Below are 17,958 nucleotides of genomic sequence, written 5' to 3'. Positions count from 1 at the left end.
CTATGAAATCGATGAACAAGAAGCAAATTCTCATTGCCGCTGCGGCCGCCGGTGTTGTCGTCCTTGGCATTGCGGGTTCGATGCTGTCGGGCGCCGGGAAGAAGGAAACGCTGAGCTACTACGAGGAACTGAAGGAGCAATTCTTCCTTGATGACGTCCTGACTGAGGGGGAGGTGTCGTATTCCTTCTTGTCTGGCAACCTCACTGTGGAATCGCCGGAGATTCGCTTGGTTGCAGCACAAACGAACGGCGCCGAAACTTTCCTGAAGGGCATGCTGGCATTGCTGGGCGGGACAAACGGGTCGACTACCGAAACCGGTCTGGCAGCCTGGTCCCGGTACTTGCTCAACTCCTCAACCGGTGGTGGCCGTGCTGGCGGGGTTTACCTCAAAGCCGACGCCCTGAAGCTCAGCCGATCGGGTGACAGCAAGGACGGCGAGATCCATGTCCAACTGCTGGGCATGGACATGAGCAACCCCTACATCTCCCACAAAGGCGCTGATGTGGTTCTGGTGTCTGAAGTCAGCGATGAGATCCAGCCGCGGGCCGAAGTCGATCAGTACGGCCGTGTAGTGAATTCCGACTATTCGTGGGGCAGCAACATGGTCGCCCGCCTGCCGTTCACCGGGGCGTTCCTGAACGGCGCTACTGGCGATATCGGAGTAAAGGTTGACCTCGACTTCACTATCAAACGGTCGGACGATGGCGCCGGCTCCATGAAGTTCGTGGTTGTTCACCGCAACGACGGCAGCGAAGTTGGCCGGATTGTTCGCGAGGCTGAGTTCGCGTCAATTGCGCAGCTGGACGACGTACAGGAACAGCTCAAGGGTGCCTTCAGTGGCTTCATCATGGGGGCTTACAATACCTCCATGGGACAATCAGTCCTCGCCGATGCCACCAGCAACTTTGCGCGCAAAGCCAAGGTGGCCAACTACTCGTTGACCTACAAAGGATTCGACCAGCTGAAGGACGGGTTCGACGAGTACAAGACGGCGACCAAGCAACAGGATTTCGCTGGCTACTGTGCGCAAGCCGGCCTTTCGACGTTCCAGAACGACTTCGGTGCCAAGGGTAAAGACCACAGTGACTCGGAGTGTGCGATCGCCGGGAAGCTTGTCACCGAGGGCAAGTTCGAAGAGAGCTATATGTTCAAGGAAGACAAGTCGCTCTTCGCCGGGCTGTTCGTCAGCAAAAGCTACACCCTTGAGACGAACTGATCGGCTCAAGTCGCAATCCCGGGAGCGCGGTTCTCCGGGCTCCCGGGCGCACATCATTAATCCCTGCAAGCCAAAGAACAGGACCTTTCATGATCAATATTTCCAAATGGGCGCTGACGACACTCTGTGCTGCGCTCCTGGCTGGTTGCGGCGGCAGTACTGACACAGCAGAAAAGCTCGCCGACAGCCTCGATATGGACGGGCAGTACAAGATGGTTGTCAATATGGCAACTGCTGGCTACTCCACCCAATACAGCCATGTGCCCGCGGCATCGATCAAGAAGGTCATCCAGGAACACGTATCCAAAGACGACTTGAAGGACGTTTTCGTAGAGTCCTATGCATCCAGTTTCGATGACGATGAGCTCGAACTCATCATCAAGGCCAACAAGGATCCGGCGAATGCGATGGCAATAATCATGAACTCCGAGGATGGGCGTGCGCTTGCCCAGAAAGCCGTGAAGGTTCAGAACAGTCTGATGGCTGATATGCAGAAAGCGTTCACTGATGTCGATGAGGACATCCAGGAAGAGCTGGCCGACCTGAACAATGAATCCCGCAGCTGACCTGGCGGTTCGTTGTCTCTGAAGCCCGGCGAATCGCCGGGCTTTTTCATGGATGGCGGGCATCACTCATTCCGCCGGTGAATGTGTGCATGGACGCTAGACGTAAGGCTGACCACTGAAACCTCTAGGGAGGCGTTGCTGGCCGGGCATGTCGGTAAGTCTTTGTATCCAGGACACGCGCCAGTCAACCGCTGCATGAGGGATCTTGGCTTTGCGAGCGGCCCTGCGCGCTGCGTTGCGGCTATCTTTTCGAGCATTTTTGAAGGCGTCGGTGTTGCGGCAGCTGCGGCATTTGACCCGCGCAAATTCAGTGGTGGAGCTGAGGTTGTCGCCATGGTGACCGCAGGCAAGATGCCCGGCGGTCCTGTAGTGGGTAACCATCTGTGAATCTCCTTCGCAGTGAGTGCGGTGCAGGGATTCGCAGCCGGGTTGACGGATTGAAGTAAGCTTAAGGCCCTTGCCTGGTCGCGATCCCATCCAATAGTTAGACATCAGTGTATGGGGCACGTTCGCTGCCGGGCCCCGAGGGGTATTTTCTTCAATACAGGTGGTGCAGCGCTCTTTTAACTTGAGCTCAGGAATAACCCTCCACTGAAGTGAAGAAGGTGTGCAATGAGCTTGATTGTTTCCATGGCCGCGTTTGCGCTGGCCTCCTCGATTACCCCTGGACCGGTCAATATCATCGCCTTGAGTTCGGGCGCGCAATTCGGGTTTCGCGCCAGCCTGCGGCATGTGGCCGGCGCGACCCTGGGCTTTGTTCTGCTGTTGGTCCTGATGGGCCTGGGCCTGCATGAAGTGCTGCTGCTCTGGCCGTCGTTGAGGCGAGTGGTGCAGCTGGCCGGGGTGGCGTTTCTGTTGTTCATGGCCTTCAAACTGGCCATCGACGATGGCCGGCTGAGTACGGATGGAACGGGCAGGGCGCCGTCGATGTTCTATGGTGCGCTCATGCAATGGCTCAACCCGAAAGCCTGGCTGGCTTGCGTGGCGGGTATGGGCGCGTTCGCGGCGAATGGCGAGGCGTCGCTGATCTGGAAATTTGCCGCGGTGTATCTGGTGGTTTGTTATGTCTCGGTGGGGTGCTGGGCTTATGCAGGGACTTTTCTGCGGCACTATTTAAGCAATCCGAAGGGGATGCGGTTGTTCAATCGGTTGATGGCATTGTTGCTGGCGGCGAGTGCGGTTTATTTGGTGTTGCCGTAGGCGCAGAGAGCTCTGGGCAAATTAAACCAAGTTGTACGCTGCCCCCTGTGGCGAGGGAGCTTGCTCCCGCTCGGCTACGAAGTAGTCGTAATCCGGCTGATGCATTTTAGCTGAAGAATCACGGTGGGCGGTTTTGGGGCCGCTGCGCGACCCAACGGGGCGGTGCGGCGTTCCGACAAGCCCCCTCGCCACAAGGTCTTGTGCTGTACCAGTGAAATCTCGGGTGTGGCTCAACCCCGATACTGCCCCGGCGTCGCGGCCATGTGCTGTTTAAAGGCTCGTTGAAAATGCGCCTGATCGGCAAACCCTGCCTCCAGTGCGACATCGGCAATCAACTTGCCGCTGCGCAGTTGCGCCTGGGCGAACTGGATGCGGGTGTTAACCAGGAACGCATGGGGCGTCATGCCGTAGTGCTGTTTGAAGGCGCGGATCAGGTAGGAGGCCGAGAGCTGTGCCGCTTCGCAGATATCTTCGAGCTTCAAAGCCAACGTACAGTTGTCGCGAATGTAGGCTGCGGCCCGTTCCAGCTTGAGGTTGATTTCGCGAGCGGGGAGCTCTACCGGGTTGAGTCTTTGCTGCAGTTCGGCAAAAAACGCCACCGCGGCCTTGTGTTTGTGCCGTGTTTCAAGCTGTTCGTCGATCAGCACCTCATACAGCCGGTTCAGCCCTGCATACAGGCGGGCGTCGGTGCTGTGGGTGGTTGAAAAGGCCCTGAAGCCCAGCTCCGGGCTGAGACCCAGTCGGTGCTGAAGCTCGGTCAGCCACGGCGTATCGACGTAGAACATGCGATAGGACCAGGGCTGGTCGTCAATCGGATTGCAGGCGTGGACATCGCCAGGGTTCATCAGCACCACCGTGCCGGCGCCGACCCGCAGCTGGCTGTTTTCATGGATATACGTACTTTGCCCCGCGGTGATTGCACCGATGGAAAAGTGCTCGTGGGAATGCCGGGAATAGCAGACCTCGCGGCCGTCCGCGATGGAGCGCGCCTCGATGAACGGCAGGGCTGGGTCACGCCAGAAGCGCGGCGCCTTGGCGGCCTCTTTCGCAAGGTTTCGGGTCATCGTCGGGCGTCCATCGGCAGGCCGGTTCTGCAGTGTATTAGCTCTCACCGGTAAAGGCTCGCTGGAGCGTGGAGATGTCGAGCTTTTTCATCTGCAGCATGGCTTGCATGACCCGTTGCGACTTTGTCGTGTCGGGATCTTTGAGCATGTCCATCATGGCGACTGGAACGATCTGCCAGGACAAACCGAACTTATCCTTGAGCCAGCCGCATTGCTGAGCCTGCTTGTCGCCGCCTTCAGACAGGCTGTTCCAGAAATGATCGACTTCCTCCTGGTTCTGGCAATTGACCTGCAGCGAAATGGCTTCGCTGAAGGTGAACACAGGACCGCCATTGAGCCCGGTAAACGTCTGACCATCGAGCTCGAAACTGACAGTCATCACCGAACCTTCGGGCCGCTCGTGAATCTCCAATCCGGCTTTGCCATAGTGAGTGATGCCAGTGATTTTCGAGTGATCGAACAACGAGCAATAAAACCGGGCAGCGGTCTCGGCCTGATCGTCAAACCACAGGCATGGAGTGATCTTCTGAATGCGTTGCATGGCGGTTTCCCTCTTCCGGTAGGCACGCTGAAGTAAAGCGTAGCCTGCGGATAGTCGTCTGGCCGTGCCGTAGATCGACAAAGGCAGCTTCACCCCTGAGTGAAAAAAGACCGCCCGAATAAGGCGGCCTTGGCATGACCGATGGTCGATGAAGGTGGCCTGCGCAGCAAAGTGCGCTTAGCTGTATGGATAACCCAATGCGCGCGTAGACCGGAAACGGCCACGGCACCACGTTTGGCTGTGGCATGGCGCAATGGCGCACCGTTGCGCTCCTGTGTCATCCCGGCTTCGGTGGTGGCCAGCGCGGTGTTTGCCTTGACCGGTCAACGCCTGCGCGAATTGCCATTGCAACTGGCGGGGTGTGAGATGAAAAGACATCTGTTTCTCGGATCGATAATGTTAATCGGCCTGGGCGGCTATGCCCCGGACTTGTTTGCCGCCAATGAGGCGGCGTTGGCAGCCTTTACCACTGTGCAGAAAGTCTTCCAGAGCCCGCGCTGCCAGAACTGCCACATCCCCGGCGACTCGCCGTTGCAGTTCGGCCTGGAGACGACCCAGCCAAGTGTGAGAGATGTCGAGGAGTAGTGTGGACTGGTCAAAGGAACATACATGCCAAGGGAGTGCGTGATGCTGACCCCAATCAAACCTGTCAATGAGAATGCCCGCGTAGAGACTTTACGCTCGCTGAATGTCCTCGACACTTCCCCGGAGGAGCGCTTCGATCGCCTGACCCGTTTGGCCAGGCGCGTGTTCAATGTGCCGATCGCCCTGGTCAGTCTGGTGGACGCAGACCGGCAGTGGTTCAAGTCCTGTGATGGGCTGGCGGCCAGTGAGACTGGGCGTGATATTTCTTTTTGTGGCCATGCGATCCTCGAGAACCACATCCTGATGGTGTCGGATGCGCAGCACGATGAGCGCTTCCATGACAACCCGCTGGTAGTCGGCGATCCAGGCGTTCGTTTTTATGCAGGCTGCCCGCTGACCGCCGCCAATGGCAGCACGCTCGGCACTTTGTGCTTGATCGACACGAAACCCCGCCAACTGGACGACGAAGAGCGCGAGTTGCTACGAGAGCTTGCGCGCATGGCTGAGCAGGAGTTGGCGGCAGTGCAGGTGGCGAGCATGGATGAACTGACGCTGCTGTCCAATCGCCATGGTTTCGAGGCCCTGGCCCGACACGGGTTGAGCGCCTGTGAACGGTTGAAAAAACCGGCGACGCTGCTATTTTTTTATCTCGACGATTCCAGGCAGATCAACGACCTGTACGGCCATGCCGAGCGTGATAACGCGCTTAAAACCTTCGCTGACATGCTTCGCATCGCGTTTCGTGAAAGCGATGTGATCGGCCGTTTGGATGGGGATGAGTTCGTGGCGTTGCTGACCGGCTCCCATCACGTGGAGACTTCAGTGATCATGGCGCGCCTGCAAAAGATTCTGGATGAGCGTAACTCGACCTTGCAGCGCGACTACGCCATCCGCTTCAGCGTCGGCCAGATCGAATATGACCTGCAGCGCCACGAATCGATCGAGGGTCTGCTGGCCGATGCCGACTGGGCGATACATGCCCATAAGCAAGTTTTCAGAAGACGTTAGTCCCTCATCCTCAGGCTTGGTCCTGCGTGGGCGGCCAAAAGATCGCAGCCTGCGGCAGCTCCTACGGATCGAGTTTCAACCGAACGTCGCGGGTGACTCGCTGCCGCAGGCTGCGATCTTTTGATCTTTCAGCCATAAAAAAACCCGCCAATCGGCGGGTTTTTTCACAGCAGGGGCATCACTCTTCAAGGCTACCCATGGCGGTGGTGTTGAAGCCGCCATCCACGTACATGATTTCGCCGCTGATGCCGGACGCCAGGTCCGAGCACAGGAAGGCGCCGGCATTGCCGACTTCGTCGATGGTGACGTTACGACGCAGCGGGGTTTGCGCTTCGTTGGCGGCCAGCATCTTGCGGAAGTTCTTGATGCCGGAGGCGGCCAGGGTGCGGATCGGGCCAGCCGACACACAGTTGACGCGGGTGCCATCCGGGCCCAGGGAGCCGGCCAGGTAACGCACGCCAGCCTCCAGGGAAGCCTTGGCCATGCCCATGACGTTGTAGTTCGGCATGGTGCGCTCGGCGCCCAGGTACGACAGGGTCAGCAGGCTGCCGTTGCGGCCTTTCATCATTTCGCGGCCAGCCTTGGCCAGGGCCACGAAGCTGTAGGCGCTGATGTCGTGAGCGATGCGGAAACCTTCACGGGTGGTGGCTTCGGTGAAGTCGCCGTCCAGTTGGTCGCCCGGGGCGAAGCCGACGGAGTGCACGATGCAATCCAGGCCGTCCCACTTCTTGCCCAGCTCAACGAAAACCTTGGTGATTTCTTCATCGCTGGCCACGTCGCACGGGAAGCACAGGTCAGGGTTGGAACCCCAGCTTTGTGCGAACTCTTCGACACGACCCTTGAGCTTGTCGTTCTGATAAGTGAAGGCAAGCTCAGCGCCCTCGCGATGCATGGCGGCAGCGATGCCGGATGCGATGGACAGCTTGCTGGCGACACCGACGATCAGTACGCGCTTACCGGCGAGAAAACCCATGTGTTGCTCCTCTCTTCAGGTTATTCGACAGCTGTTGGGGCCAGGAAAGCGGCCTCCAGCAGCTGCTGTGTATAGGGATGTTGCGGGGCGGCAAAAATACTTTGCGCGTCACCCTGTTCGACCACTTGGCCTTGCTTGACCACCATCAACTGGTGGCTGAGCGCTTTGACTACCGCCAGGTCATGGCTGATAAACAAATATGTCAGGTTGTACTTGGTTTGCAGCTTGCGCAGCAGCTCCACCACCTGGCGCTGGACTGTCCGGTCGAGCGCCGAAGTGGGCTCGTCCAGCAGAATCAACGCCGGTTTTAGCACTAATGCCCGGGCAATGGCGATTCTTTGCCGTTGCCCGCCGGAGAACTCGTGGGGGTAGCGGTTCCGGGTTTCCGGGTCCAGACCTACTTCCACCAGTGCCGCGATAATCGCTTGTTCCTGCTCTGCCTCCGTGCCCATCTTATGGATCCGCAACCCTTCACCGACAATCTGGCTCACGGACATCCTTGGGCTGAGGCTGCCGAAGGGGTCCTGAAAGACCACCTGCATTTCCCGCCGCAGCGGTCGAACCTGTTGCTGCGTCAGGCAGTCTAGCTGTTTGCCCTCGAAACGGATCGCTCCATTACTGCCAATCAACCGCAAGATCGCCAGGCCCAGGGTGGATTTACCGGAACCACTTTCACCGACGATCCCCAGGGTCTGACCCTGAGGCAGGCTGAAATTGATGCCGTCCACCGCTTTCACGTAATCGACGGTGCTGCGCAGAAAGCCTTTCTTGATCGGGAACCAGACTTTCAGGTCCTCGACTTCCAGCAGCGGCGGGCCGATGACATTGTTCGCAGGCTTGCCGCTGGGCTCCGCTGCCAGCAGTTCCTGAGTGTAAGGATGCTTCGGCGCGCGGAACAATTCTTCGCATGATGCCTGTTCGACGATGCAACCACGCTGCATGACACATACGCGATGCGCAATTCTTCGCACAAGGTTCAAATCGTGGCTGATCAGCAGTAATGCCATGCCCAGGCGCGCCTGCAATTCCTTGAGCAATTCGAGAATTTTCAGCTGAACGGTCACGTCCAGGGCGGTGGTCGGCTCGTCGGCAATCAGCAGTTCCGGCTCGTTGGCCAGGGCCATGGCGATCATCACGCGCTGGCGCTGGCCGCCGGACAATTCGTGGGGCAGGGCCTTGAGGCGTTTGTGCGGCTCGGGAATGCCCACCAGTTCGAGCAATTCCAGGGTGCGTCTGGTCGCGACTTTGCCGGTCAGGCCTTTATGCAGGCCGAGCACTTCGTTGATCTGCTTCTCGATCGAATGCAGCGGGTTCAGCGAGGTCATCGGCTCCTGGAAGATCATCGCGATCCGGTTGCCGCGGATGTGGCGGATGGTTTTCTCTCTGAGGCTCAACAAATCCTGGTTGGCATACAGGATGGCGCCGGTCGGATGGTGGGCCAAGGGGTAGGGCAGCAGGCGCAGGATCGAATGGGCGGTCACCGATTTGCCTGAACCGCTTTCGCCCACCAGGGCCAGGGTTTCACCGCGCCTGATTTTGAAGCTGACGTTTTCGACCACCAGTTGACGGCGCTCACCGACGATAAATTCGACGGAGAGGTCGCGGACTTCGATCAGAGTGTTCTGATTCATTTTACTTCCTCGGGTCGAAGGCATCGCGAGCGGACTCGCCGATAAATACCAGCAGGCTCAACATGATCGCCAGCACGGCGAAGGCACTCATGCCCAGCCACGGCGCTTGCAGGTTGGATTTGCCCTGGGCCACCAGTTCGCCGAGGGACGGTGCGCCAGGCGGCAGGCCGAAACCGAGGAAGTCCAGGGCGGTCAGGGTGCCGATGGCGCCGGTGAGGATGAACGGCATGAAGGTCATGGTCGAGACCATGGCATTGGGCAGGATGTGCCGGAACATGATCGCGCCGTTCTGCATGCCCAGCGCTCGGGCGGCGCGCACGTATTCAAGGTTGCGCCCGCGCAGGAACTCGGCGCGCACCACGTCCACCAGGCTCATCCAGGAGAACAGCAGCATGATCCCCAGCAGCCACCAGAAGTTTGGCTGCACAAAGCTGGCGAGAATGATCAGCAAATACAGGACCGGCAGCCCGGACCAGATCTCCAGGAAGCGCTGCCCGGCAAGATCGACCCAGCCGCCGTAGAAACCCTGCAAGGCCCCGGCGATCACGCCGATGATCGAGCTGAGGATGGTCAGGGTCAGGGCGAACAGCACCGAGACCCGAAAGCCATAGATCACCCGGGACAGCACATCGCGGCCCTGGTCGTCGGTGCCCAGCCAGTTATCGGCCGAGGGTGGCGCGGGGGCCGGGACTTTCAGGTCGTAGTTGATGCTCTGGTAGCTGTAGGGGATCGGTGCCCAGAGGATCCAGGCGTCCTTGGCCTTCAGCAGTTCGCGGATGTACGGGCTCTTGTAGTTGGCCTCCAGCGGGAACTCACCACCGAAGGCGGTTTCCGGGTAGCGCTTGAGCGCCGGGAAATACCAGTCGCCGTCGTAATGCACCGCCAGCGGTTTGTCGTTGGCGATCAGCTCGGCGCCCAGGCTCAGGCCGAACAGGATCAGGAACAGCCACAGCGACCACCAGCCCCGCTTGTTGGCTTTAAACAGTTCGAAACGGCGGCGATTGAGGGGGGATAGAGTCATCTCAATGCTCCCGGCTTTCGAAGTCGATGCGCGGATCGACCAGGGTGTAGGTGAGGTCGCCGATCAGTTTCACCACCAGACCCAGCAAGGTGAAGATGAACAGGGTGCCGAACACTACCGGGTAATCGCGGTTGATCGCCGCTTCGAAACTCATCAGACCCAGGCCGTCGAGGGAGAAGATCACCTCCACCAGCAAGGAACCGGTGAAGAAGATGCCGATAAAGGCCGAGGGGAAACCGGCGATCACCAGCAGCATGGCGTTGCGGAACACATGGCCATAAAGGACCCGGCGCTGGGTCAGGCCCTTGGCCTTGGCGGTAATCACGTACTGCTTGTTGATCTCGTCGAGGAAGCTGTTTTTGGTCAGCAGGGTCATGGTCGCGAAGTTGCCGATCACCAGCGCGGTCACCGGCAGCGCCAGGTGCCAGAAGTAGTCGAGGATCTTGCCGCTCCAGCTCAGCTCGTCAAAGTTATTCGAGGTCAGGCCGCGCAGCGGAAACCAGTCCAGGTAACTGCCACCGGCGAACACCACGATCAGCAGGATGGCGAACAGGAACGCCGGGATCGCATAGCCGACAATGATCGCCGAGCTGGTCCAGACGTCGAAATGGCTGCCGTGCCGCGTGGCTTTGGCGATCCCCAGCGGGATCGACACCAGGTACATGATCAGCGTGCTCCAGAGCCCGAGGGAAATGGACACCGGCATTTTTTCCTTGATCAGGTCGATGACCTTGGCGTCGCGAAAGAAACTGTCGCCAAAGTCCAGGCTGGCGTAATTCTTGATCATGATCCACAGGCGTTCCGGCGCCGATTTGTCGAAGCCATACATATGCTCGATCTCTTTGACCAGCGCCGGGTCCAGGCCTTGGGCGCCACGGTAGCTGGAGCCGGCCACCGAGACTTCGGCGCCGCCGCCGGCGATACGACTGGTGGCGCCTTCGAAGCCCTCGAGTTTGGCGATCATCTGCTCCACCGGGCCACCGGGGGCGGCCTGGATGATCAGAAAGTTGATCAGCAAAATGCCGAACAGGGTCGGGATAATCAGCAACAGTCGCCGAAAGATATACGCCAGCATCTTATTGCTCCCCGCCTGCGGGTTCGGCTTGCACCTGGGTTTGAATTTCTACCGCCGGTGCGGCGTCGGGCTTGATCCACCAGGTGGAAATGCCGACGTCGTTGGTGGGTGAGACTTTCGGGTGACCGATATGATTCCAGTACGCCACGCGCCAGGTCTTGATGTGCCAGTTCGGGATCACGTAGTAGCCCCACTGCAAGACCCGGTCGAGGGCGCGGGCATGGGCCACCAGGCTCTTGCGCGAATCGGCATTGATCAGTTGCTCGACGAGCTGGTCGATGGCCGGATCCTTCAGGCCGATGTAGTTCCGGCTGCCAGGTTTGTCGGCGCTTTCCGATTTCCAGAATTCGCGCTGTTCGTTACCCGGTGAGCTGGACTGCGGGAAGCTGCCGACGACCATGTCGAAGTCTCGTGAGCGCAGGCGGTTGATGTATTGAGACACGTCGACCCGGCGGATCACCAACTCGATCCCCAGGTCGCTCAGGTTGCGCTTGAACGGCAGCAATACCCGCTCGAACTCGGTCTGGGCCAGCAGGAACTCGATGGTCACCGGTTTGCCGGTGGCGTCGACCATCTTGTCGTCGACGATGCGCCAGCCGGCCTCCTGCAATAGCTGATAGGCCTTGCGCTGCTGGGCGCGGATCATGCCGCTGGCGTCGGTCTTCGAGGGCTGGAAGGCCTCGGTGAGCGCCTGCTCGGGGATTTTTCCGCGCAGCGGTTCGAGTATCGCCAGTTGCTCCGGATCCGGCAGACCGGTGGCGGCCATTTCCGAATTCTCGAAATAACTGCGGGTGCGCGCGTAGGCGCCGTTGAACAGCTGCTTGTTGGTCCACTCGAAGTCCAGCAACAGACTCAGGGCTTCGCGCACCCGCACATCCTGGAACACCGGGTGGCGCAGGTTGAAGACGAAGCCCTGCATGCCGGTAGGGTTGCCATTGGGGATCTGTTCCTTGATCAGCCGGCCTTCGGCCACTGCCGGGGTGTTGTAGGCATTGGCCCAGTTCTTCGCCGCCATCTCCATCCAGTAGTCGAACTGACCGGCCTTGAGGGCTTCCAGTGCGACGGTGTTGTCGCGGTAGTAGTCGATGGTCATGGCGTCGAAATTGTATTGGCCACGATTGACCGGCAGGTCCTTGCCCCAATAGTCCTTGACCCGCTCGTAGCGAATCGAGCGTCCAGCCTTCACCGCGCTGACTTTGTAAGGACCGCTGCCCAGCGGCATCTCAAGATTGCCTTTGGTGAAATCACGACTCTCCCACCAGTGTTTGGGCAGTACCGCCAGTTGCCCGAGGATCAGCGGCAATTCGCGATTGTTGGTGTGCTTGAACTTGAACAGGACCCGCAGCGGGTCTTCGGCGATCACTTCTTCGACGTCGCCGTAGTACCCGCGGTACAGCGGCGCGCCACTTTTGATCAGGGTCTGGAAGCTGAACACCACATCGTCGGCACGCACCGGGTGACCGTCGTGGAAGCGGGCCTCGGGGCGCAGGTAAAAACGCACCCAGCTGTTATCCGGAGCCTTTTCGATTTTTTCCGCAATCAGTCCGTATTCGGTGAAGGGTTCGTCCAGGCTCTGTTTGGCCAGGGTGTCGTAGATCAGATTGATATCGTCGGCCGGTACGCCCTTGTTGATGAACGGGTTGAGGCTGTCGAAGCCACCGAAACCGGCCTGGCGGAAGATACCGCCCTTGGGCGCATCCGGGTTGACGTAATCGAAATGTTTGAAATCGGCCGAGTATTTCGGCGGCTCGTTGTACAGCGTCAGGGCATGCTGCGGGGCGGCTTGGGCGGCGCACGCAAGTCCCGTGAACAACAGGCCGCAGGCCCGCAGGAGCAGGGCACGCAAAGGCATCATTGGGCTTTCTCCGAAGACTTCAGCCACCACGCGCTCAGGCCCAGGGTGTAGGGCGGCGTAGTGACGAAGGCGAACCGGTTGCGGTACGCCATACGATGATAGTTGATGTACCAGTTGGGAATGATGTAGTGCTGCCACAGCAGGACCCGGTCCAGGGCCTTGCCGGCGGCCAGTTGTTCGTCGCGGGTTTTCGCCGCGAGCAACTGTTCCAGCAAATGGTCGACCACTGGATTGGCGACGCCCGCGTAATTCTTGCTGCCCTTGACCCCGACCTGGCTGGAGTGGAAGTACTGCCATTGCTCCAGGCCCGGGCTGAGGGTTTGATCGAGGGTCATCAGGATCATGTCGAAATCGAACTGGTCGAGGCGCTGTTTGTACTGGGCACGGTCCACCGTGCGCAGACGTGCTTCGATGCCGATGCTGGCAAGATTCTCGGCGTAGGGTTGCAGCAGCCGTTCCAGGTTGGGATTGACCAGCAGGATTTCCAGGCGCAGGGGCTGGCCGGCGCTGTTCTGCAGGCGTTGGCCATTAAGCTTCCAGCCGGCTTCGTCGAGTAGCCCGAGGGCGCGGCGCAGGGTGTCCCGCGGAATGCCTCGACCCTCGGTCTGCGGCAGGCTGAAGGCTTGGGTAAACAGGTTGGCCGGCAACTGGCTGCGGTACGGCGAGAGCAGCAGCCATTCATGGCCGACCGCAAGCCCGGTAGCGGAAAACTCGCTGTTGGGGTAGTAACTCATGGCGCGTTTATAGGCGCCGCTGAACAGCGTGCGGTTGGTCCACTCGAAATCGAACATCATGCCCAGTGCTTCGCGCACCTTGATGTCGGCGAAGGTGCTGCGGCGGCTGTTCATGAACAGCCCTTGGGTCTGGGTCGGAATCTGATGGGCGATCTGCGCCTTGATGACTTCCCCACGCCGGACCGCGGGGAAGTTGTAGCCATTGGCCCAGTTCTTCGCCTGGTGCTCGATATAGATGTCGAATTCGCCGGCCTTGAACGCTTCGAAAGCCACATCACTGTCGCGATAGAACTCCACCTCGACCCGGTCAAAGTTGTACTTGCCGCGATTGACCGGCAGGTCCTTGCCCCAGTAATCCTTGACCCGCTCGAACCGCAGTTGCCGGCCCGGTTGCACCTGCGTGATACGGTAAGGCCCGCTGCCCAGTGGCGGTTCGAAGGTGGTGGCCTTGAAGTCGCGGTCTTTCCAGTAGTGCCGGGGCAGTACCGGTAGTTCACCTAGGCGCAGGATCAGCAGCGGATTGCCGGCACGCTTGAACACGAAGCGCACGCGTTGCGGGTTGAGCACGTCGACCCGCAGGACTTCCTGCAGGTTGGTCCGGTATTGCGGGTGGCCTTCCTTGAGCAGCAGGCGGTAGGAAAATGCCACGTCGTAAGCGGTGATCGGCGTGCCGTCGTGAAAGCGCGCTTGCGGGCGCAGGTTGAACACCACCCAGCTGCGGTCTTCGCTGTATTCCACCGATTGCGCGATCAGCCCATAGCTGGCAGTCGGCTCGTCACCCGAAGGGGCGTATTGGCCGGTGCCGACCATCAGGGTTTCGTTCAGCTCGTTGACGCCGTATTGCAGGAAATTGGACGTCGAAACCGGGCTGGAGCCCTTGAAGGTATAGGGATTGAGCGTATCGAAGGTGCCAAATGCCATGACCCGCAAAGTGCCGCCTTTCGGCGCTGCAGGATTGACCCAATCGAAATGGGTGAATTTGGCCGGGTACTTGAGCGTGCCGAACTGCGCGTAACCGTGGCTTTCGCTGATTGTTGCGCTCGCGGGAAAGCTCAAGGCCAGACTGATTAGGAGCAGGAGGAGGGGACGCATCAAGTCAGAGATCCGATCCGGGCGGCTTGGGCTTAGTGATCGGTACAGTAACAGCTTGTATCGACAGGAAAAAGACTGTGCACCGAAGCACCTGGGGGTGCTTCAAAAAGATCGCAGCCTGCGGCAGCTCCTACGCGCCGACCGAATACACCCGAGATGTTGTGGGTGCATGTAAATCCCTGTAGGAGCTGCCGCAGGCTGCGATCTTTTCGGCCACACATCAACTCAATGCGGCAGATAAACCGTCAGCATCTGCCCTGGCTTGAGTGCCTGGCCGGTGCGCGGGTTCCAGCGCTTGAGGTGTTGCATCTCGACATTGAAACGCTTGGCAACCATGTACAGCGAATCACCTTGCTTGACCTTGTACTGGGTCGACTTCTTGTTGCTGGCAACGTTGTTGCCTTTGCCTTTGCCAGTGTCCTGCATGACCAGGGTCTGGCCGGCTTTCAGGTTCTTGCCGGTCAGTTTGTTCCAGCGTTGCAGGTCCTTGACGTCGACCTTGTTGGCCTTGGCGATCAGCGACAGATTGTCCCCGCGTTTTACCCGGTAGCTGCGCTTGAGCCTGGGGGACTCGTCGCCAGCCACGTCATCGAACACCGGCTTGAGCGAGCGTTTGCTGATCAGTTCTTCCGGCTTCATGGTCGACAGGCTGGCGGTCAGCAACTGTGCCTTGGACGTCGGCACCAGCAGATGCTGGGGACCGTCGATGGTGGTGCGTTGCTTGAAGGCCGGGTTGAGCTGGAACAGCTCGTCTTCGTCGATGTTGGCCACGGCGGCGACACGGGACAAGTCCATGCGCTGGTTGATTTCGACGACTTCGAAATAGGGCTGGTTGGCGATCGGGTTCAGGTTCACGCCATAAGCTTCCGGCGCCAGGACTACCTGGGACAAGGCCAGCAACTTGGGCACGTAAGCCTGGGTTTCGGCAGGCAGCGGCAGGTTCCAGTAATCGGTGGGCAGGCCAAGCTTTTCGTTGCGCTCGATGGCCCGGCTGACCGTGCCTTCGCCGGCATTGTAGGCCGCCAGGGCCAGCATCCAGTCGCCATTGAACATGTCGTGCAGGCGGGTCAGGTAATCCAGCGCCGCGGTGGTGGAGGCGGTGATGTCCCGACGACCGTCGTAGAAACGGGTCTGGCGCAGGTTGAAGTAGCGCCCGGTAGACGGGATGAACTGCCACAGGCCGACGGCATGGGCCCGGGAGTAGGCCATCGGGTTGTAGGCACTTTCAATCACCGGCAGCAGCGCGAGCTCCAGCGGCATGTTGCGTTCTTCGAGGCGTTCGACGATGTAATGAATATAAAGACTGCCGCGCTCACCGGCGTTCTCCAGGAACGACGGGTTGCTGGCGAACCACAGGCGCTGTTGCTCGATGCGCGGGTTGACGCCGAGCCGGTCTTGCAACTGGAAGCCCAGACGCATGCGCTCCCAGACATCCTGAGGGGCTTGCGGGGTTGGTTTTTCGCTGAGCCAGACGGGTTTTTGTTTGACCCGGTTGGAAAGATTGGGGACATGCGCCGCGTCGGTTTGCGGGGCATAACTGGTACTTTGGCAGCCCGCCAGAGTGGCGGACACAGCCACCGCGATGGCTTGAGCCAGGCGGGTCAATGCGTCTGAATTGATGGCTTTACTGATAAATGACGACATTGGCTGGAAGTAAGTTCCGGGCAAAAATGTCGGGCGATTCTAGGAAGCACGCGGGGTCCGGTCAACCATTCAGAATTTTTGTGTCAACAGTGGTACGTCTAGAACTTATCTTTCCAAGCCCTCAAGGCAGCAAAAACCGCACTGGGACCACGGTTATCGAGGCCATTCCGTTCGTCCGCTTTTTGTTTAACAGATGTTTCGCCAGTGCGCAGGAACGGATTGGTGAGCTTTTCCAGGGCCAGGGTCGAGGGCAGGCTCATGCGGCCGTCTTCGCGCAGTTGGGAGACTTGCGCCAGCCGTTCGGCGATGTGCGGATTGTTCGGCTCGACCGCCTGGGCAAAGCGCAGATTGCTCAGGGTGTATTCGTGGGTGCAATACACCAGGGTGTCTTCAGGCAAGGCTGCCAGACGGCTCAACGAGTGGTGCATCTGCTCGGGCGTGCCTTCGAACAGCCGCCCGCAACCGGCCGCGAACAGCGTGTCGCCGCAGAACAGCAGCCCATGATGGTAATACGCGATATGCCCGAGGGTATGGCCGGGGACGGCGAATACTTTCATTTCGCAGCCGAGTACACTGATGCTGTCATTGTCGTGCAGCGCCACATCGCGGCCCGGGATGTTTTCGCTCGCCGGTCCATAGACCCGGGCACCGGACTGTTGTTTAAGCTGCTCGACGCCGCCGACGTGGTCATGGTGATGGTGGGTGACCAGGATGTCGCTGAGGGTCCACTCGGGATGCTGTTCGAGCCAGGCCTGGACCGGCGCGGCATCGCCCGGATCGACCACTGCGCAGCGCTGGGTGCGGTGATCCTGCAACAACCAGATGTAGTTATCGGTGAAGGCGGGCAGGGCACTGATCTGTATCATCGTCGGATTCGCCAAGCGGAAAACAATGGCGCATCTTAGAACTTCTTGGCGGGTTGGAGAAAGCAAATGACCGATAAAGCGTTCGCTCAGGCTGATCCTGACTGGCTGGCATTGATCGGCGCGGCCCGTGAATGGCTGTCAGGTCCCATCGGGCAATTCTTGCTGGACGAAGAGCGGCGCATGCTTGAAGACGAGCTTGGGCGGTTTTTCGGCGGCTACCTGGTGCATTACGGTCCCTCGGCCGAAACGCCGCCGGCGGCGCCCCAGGTGCAGCGCAATGTCCGGCTCGGCGCACCCTTGCCCGGCGTGGAGATCGTCTGTGAGGAGCAGGCCTGGCCCCTCAGCGAGCATGCCGCCGATGTGGTGGTGTTGCAGCACGGCCTGGATTTCTGTCTGTCGCCCCATGGCTTGCTCCGTGAAGCGGCCAGCAGTGTGCGCCCGGGTGGGCATCTGCTGATTGTCGGCATCAACCCCTGGAGTAGCTGGGGCTTGCGCCATGTGTTCGCCCATGACGCGCTACGCAAGGCGCGCTGCATTTCGCCTTCGCGGGTCGGTGACTGGTTGAACCTGCTGGGCTTTGCGCTGGAGAAACGCCGCTTCGGGTGCTATCGTCCGCCGCTTGCGTCACCGGCATGGCAGGCCCGTCTGGCCGGTTGGGAACGCAAGGCCGTTGACTGGCAGTTGTCCGGTGGCGGCTTCTATTTATTGGTCGCGCGCAAGATCGTGGTCGGCTTGAGGCCGGTGCGCCAGGTTCGTCGCGAACCGATGGGCAAGCTGATTCCATTGCCGATGGCCAAGGTCAATCGACGCGACATCGAGCCGTAAAACACTCTTTATAATATTCCCGGCCGGGCTTGCCCGGCCTCGGGCGTTGTCGGTCAACGAT

The 17,958-nt window shown here is 59.7% G+C and carries 17 protein-coding genes; 6 read left to right on the top strand and 11 right to left on the bottom strand.

Annotated elements, in window-relative coordinates:
• Positions 1-2: 2 nt before the first annotated feature.
• Together F8N21_RS03990 and F8N21_RS03985 are read left to right on the top strand one after the other, a co-directional pair.
• On the top strand, positions 3-1,217 hold the full coding sequence (locus tag F8N21_RS03990) for a hypothetical protein (protein ID WP_150640889.1): 1,215 nt from the start codon (positions 3-5) through the stop codon (positions 1,215-1,217).
• Positions 1,218-1,306: 89 nt separating this feature from the next.
• Positions 1,307-1,783, top strand: coding sequence for a hypothetical protein (locus F8N21_RS03985; RefSeq protein ID WP_150640888.1), 477 nt, complete (start codon positions 1,307-1,309; stop codon positions 1,781-1,783).
• A 96-nt stretch (positions 1,784-1,879) separates the two neighbouring features.
• Here F8N21_RS03985 and F8N21_RS30730 read toward each other — a convergent pair whose 3' ends face one another.
• Positions 1,880-2,164 carry a hypothetical protein gene (locus F8N21_RS30730; protein ID WP_150640887.1) on the bottom strand — a complete coding sequence of 95 codons (285 nt, stop codon included), beginning with the start codon at positions 2,162-2,164 and terminating at the stop codon, positions 1,880-1,882.
• Positions 2,165-2,395: 231 nt separating this feature from the next.
• Between F8N21_RS30730 and F8N21_RS03975 the strand changes: the two genes are divergently transcribed.
• Entirely contained in the window at positions 2,396-2,983 is a 588-nt protein-coding gene (locus F8N21_RS03975) for a LysE family translocator (RefSeq protein ID WP_150640886.1), read from the top strand.
• Positions 2,984-3,213: 230 nt separating this feature from the next.
• On the opposite strand, the gene F8N21_RS03970 is transcribed toward F8N21_RS03975, so the two are convergent.
• A complete protein-coding gene (locus F8N21_RS03970; RefSeq protein WP_150640885.1) occupies positions 3,214-4,047 on the bottom strand; it encodes an AraC family transcriptional regulator in 834 nt (277 codons plus the stop codon).
• Positions 4,048-4,084: 37 nt separating this feature from the next.
• Positions 4,085-4,588, bottom strand: coding sequence for a VOC family protein (locus F8N21_RS03965; RefSeq protein ID WP_150640884.1), 504 nt, complete (start codon positions 4,586-4,588; stop codon positions 4,085-4,087).
• A 234-nt stretch (positions 4,589-4,822) separates the two neighbouring features.
• On the opposite strand from F8N21_RS03965, the gene F8N21_RS03960 reads away from it, so the two are divergent.
• Both F8N21_RS03960 and F8N21_RS03955 read left to right on the top strand, forming a co-directional pair.
• A complete protein-coding gene (locus F8N21_RS03960) occupies positions 4,823-5,173 on the top strand; it encodes a hypothetical protein (RefSeq protein WP_150640883.1) in 351 nt (116 codons plus the stop codon).
• Between the two features lie 42 nt (positions 5,174-5,215).
• A complete protein-coding gene (locus F8N21_RS03955) occupies positions 5,216-6,181 on the top strand; it encodes a sensor domain-containing diguanylate cyclase (RefSeq protein WP_150640882.1) in 966 nt (321 codons plus the stop codon).
• A gap of 178 nt (positions 6,182-6,359) precedes the next feature.
• On the opposite strand, the gene fabI is transcribed toward F8N21_RS03955, so the two are convergent.
• From fabI to gloB, 8 genes are all read right to left on the bottom strand, one after another.
• Positions 6,360-7,154 carry an enoyl-ACP reductase FabI gene (gene fabI, locus F8N21_RS03950; protein WP_150640881.1) on the bottom strand — a complete coding sequence of 265 codons (795 nt, stop codon included), beginning with the start codon at positions 7,152-7,154 and terminating at the stop codon, positions 6,360-6,362.
• Positions 7,155-7,174: 20 nt separating this feature from the next.
• A complete protein-coding gene (locus tag F8N21_RS03945; RefSeq protein WP_150640880.1) occupies positions 7,175-8,785 on the bottom strand; it encodes an ABC transporter ATP-binding protein in 1,611 nt (536 codons plus the stop codon).
• A 1-nt stretch (position 8,786) separates the two neighbouring features.
• Entirely contained in the window at positions 8,787-9,806 is a 1,020-nt protein-coding gene (locus tag F8N21_RS03940; RefSeq protein WP_150640879.1) for an ABC transporter permease, read from the bottom strand.
• 1 nt (position 9,807) lies between these two features.
• Complete coding sequence (locus tag F8N21_RS03935) at positions 9,808-10,881, bottom strand: microcin C ABC transporter permease YejB (RefSeq protein WP_150640878.1); 1,074 nt, start codon at positions 10,879-10,881, stop codon at positions 9,808-9,810.
• Between the two features lies 1 nt (position 10,882).
• Positions 10,883-12,736, bottom strand: coding sequence for an extracellular solute-binding protein (locus F8N21_RS03930; RefSeq protein WP_150640877.1), 1,854 nt, complete (start codon positions 12,734-12,736; stop codon positions 10,883-10,885).
• Positions 12,733-14,562 carry an extracellular solute-binding protein gene (locus F8N21_RS03925; RefSeq protein ID WP_150640876.1) on the bottom strand — a complete coding sequence of 610 codons (1,830 nt, stop codon included), beginning with the start codon at positions 14,560-14,562 and terminating at the stop codon, positions 12,733-12,735. Before F8N21_RS03925 ends, F8N21_RS03930 begins: the two co-directional genes overlap by 4 nt.
• 225 nt (positions 14,563-14,787) lie before the next feature.
• Positions 14,788-16,206, bottom strand: a complete 1,419-nt coding sequence (locus F8N21_RS03920) for a transglycosylase SLT domain-containing protein (RefSeq protein ID WP_150640875.1) — start codon at positions 16,204-16,206, stop codon at positions 14,788-14,790.
• 98 nt (positions 16,207-16,304) lie between these two features.
• A complete protein-coding gene (gloB, locus tag F8N21_RS03915) occupies positions 16,305-17,072 on the bottom strand; it encodes a hydroxyacylglutathione hydrolase (protein ID WP_150640874.1) in 768 nt (255 codons plus the stop codon).
• Positions 17,073-17,138: 66 nt separating this feature from the next.
• Between gloB and F8N21_RS03910 the strand changes: the two genes are divergently transcribed.
• Complete coding sequence (locus F8N21_RS03910) at positions 17,139-17,897, top strand: methyltransferase domain-containing protein (RefSeq protein ID WP_150640873.1); 759 nt, start codon at positions 17,139-17,141, stop codon at positions 17,895-17,897.
• Positions 17,898-17,958: the final 61 nt, after the last annotated feature.

The sequence above is a fragment of the Pseudomonas fluorescens genome, assembly GCF_902497895.1.
GTDB classification, from domain to species: Bacteria; Pseudomonadota; Gammaproteobacteria; order Pseudomonadales; family Pseudomonadaceae; genus Aquipseudomonas; species Aquipseudomonas fluorescens_BP.
Note: the sequence above shows the minus strand (reverse complement) of the source record. Positions and strands in the feature narration are given on the sequence as shown.

Bases quoted from the DNA above. Each gene is read 5' to 3' on its own strand.
- F8N21_RS03990 (WP_150640889.1), top strand. From the start codon at position 3: ATGAAATCGATGAACAAGAAGCAAATTCTCATTGCCGCTGCGGCCGCC.
- F8N21_RS03985 (WP_150640888.1), top strand. From the start codon at position 1,307: ATGATCAATATTTCCAAATGGGCGCTGACGACACTCTGTGCTGCGCTC.
- F8N21_RS30730 (WP_150640887.1), bottom strand. From the start codon at position 2,164: ATGGTTACCCACTACAGGACCGCCGGGCATCTTGCCTGCGGTCACCAT.
- F8N21_RS03975 (WP_150640886.1), top strand. From the start codon at position 2,396: ATGAGCTTGATTGTTTCCATGGCCGCGTTTGCGCTGGCCTCCTCGATT.
- F8N21_RS03970 (WP_150640885.1), bottom strand. From the start codon at position 4,047: ATGACCCGAAACCTTGCGAAAGAGGCCGCCAAGGCGCCGCGCTTCTGG.
- F8N21_RS03965 (WP_150640884.1), bottom strand. From the start codon at position 4,588: ATGCAACGCATTCAGAAGATCACTCCATGCCTGTGGTTTGACGATCAG.
- F8N21_RS03955 (WP_150640882.1), top strand. From the start codon at position 5,216: ATGCTGACCCCAATCAAACCTGTCAATGAGAATGCCCGCGTAGAGACT.
- fabI (WP_150640881.1), bottom strand. From the start codon at position 7,154: ATGGGTTTTCTCGCCGGTAAGCGCGTACTGATCGTCGGTGTCGCCAGC.
- F8N21_RS03945 (WP_150640880.1), bottom strand. From the start codon at position 8,785: ATGAATCAGAACACTCTGATCGAAGTCCGCGACCTCTCCGTCGAATTT.
- F8N21_RS03940 (WP_150640879.1), bottom strand. From the start codon at position 9,806: ATGACTCTATCCCCCCTCAATCGCCGCCGTTTCGAACTGTTTAAAGCC.
- F8N21_RS03935 (WP_150640878.1), bottom strand. From the start codon at position 10,881: ATGCTGGCGTATATCTTTCGGCGACTGTTGCTGATTATCCCGACCCTG.
- F8N21_RS03930 (WP_150640877.1), bottom strand. From the start codon at position 12,736: ATGATGCCTTTGCGTGCCCTGCTCCTGCGGGCCTGCGGCCTGTTGTTC.
- F8N21_RS03925 (WP_150640876.1), bottom strand. From the start codon at position 14,562: ATGCGTCCCCTCCTCCTGCTCCTAATCAGTCTGGCCTTGAGCTTTCCC.
- F8N21_RS03920 (WP_150640875.1), bottom strand. From the start codon at position 16,206: ATGTCGTCATTTATCAGTAAAGCCATCAATTCAGACGCATTGACCCGC.
- gloB (WP_150640874.1), bottom strand. From the start codon at position 17,072: ATGATACAGATCAGTGCCCTGCCCGCCTTCACCGATAACTACATCTGG.
- F8N21_RS03910 (WP_150640873.1), top strand. From the start codon at position 17,139: ATGACCGATAAAGCGTTCGCTCAGGCTGATCCTGACTGGCTGGCATTG.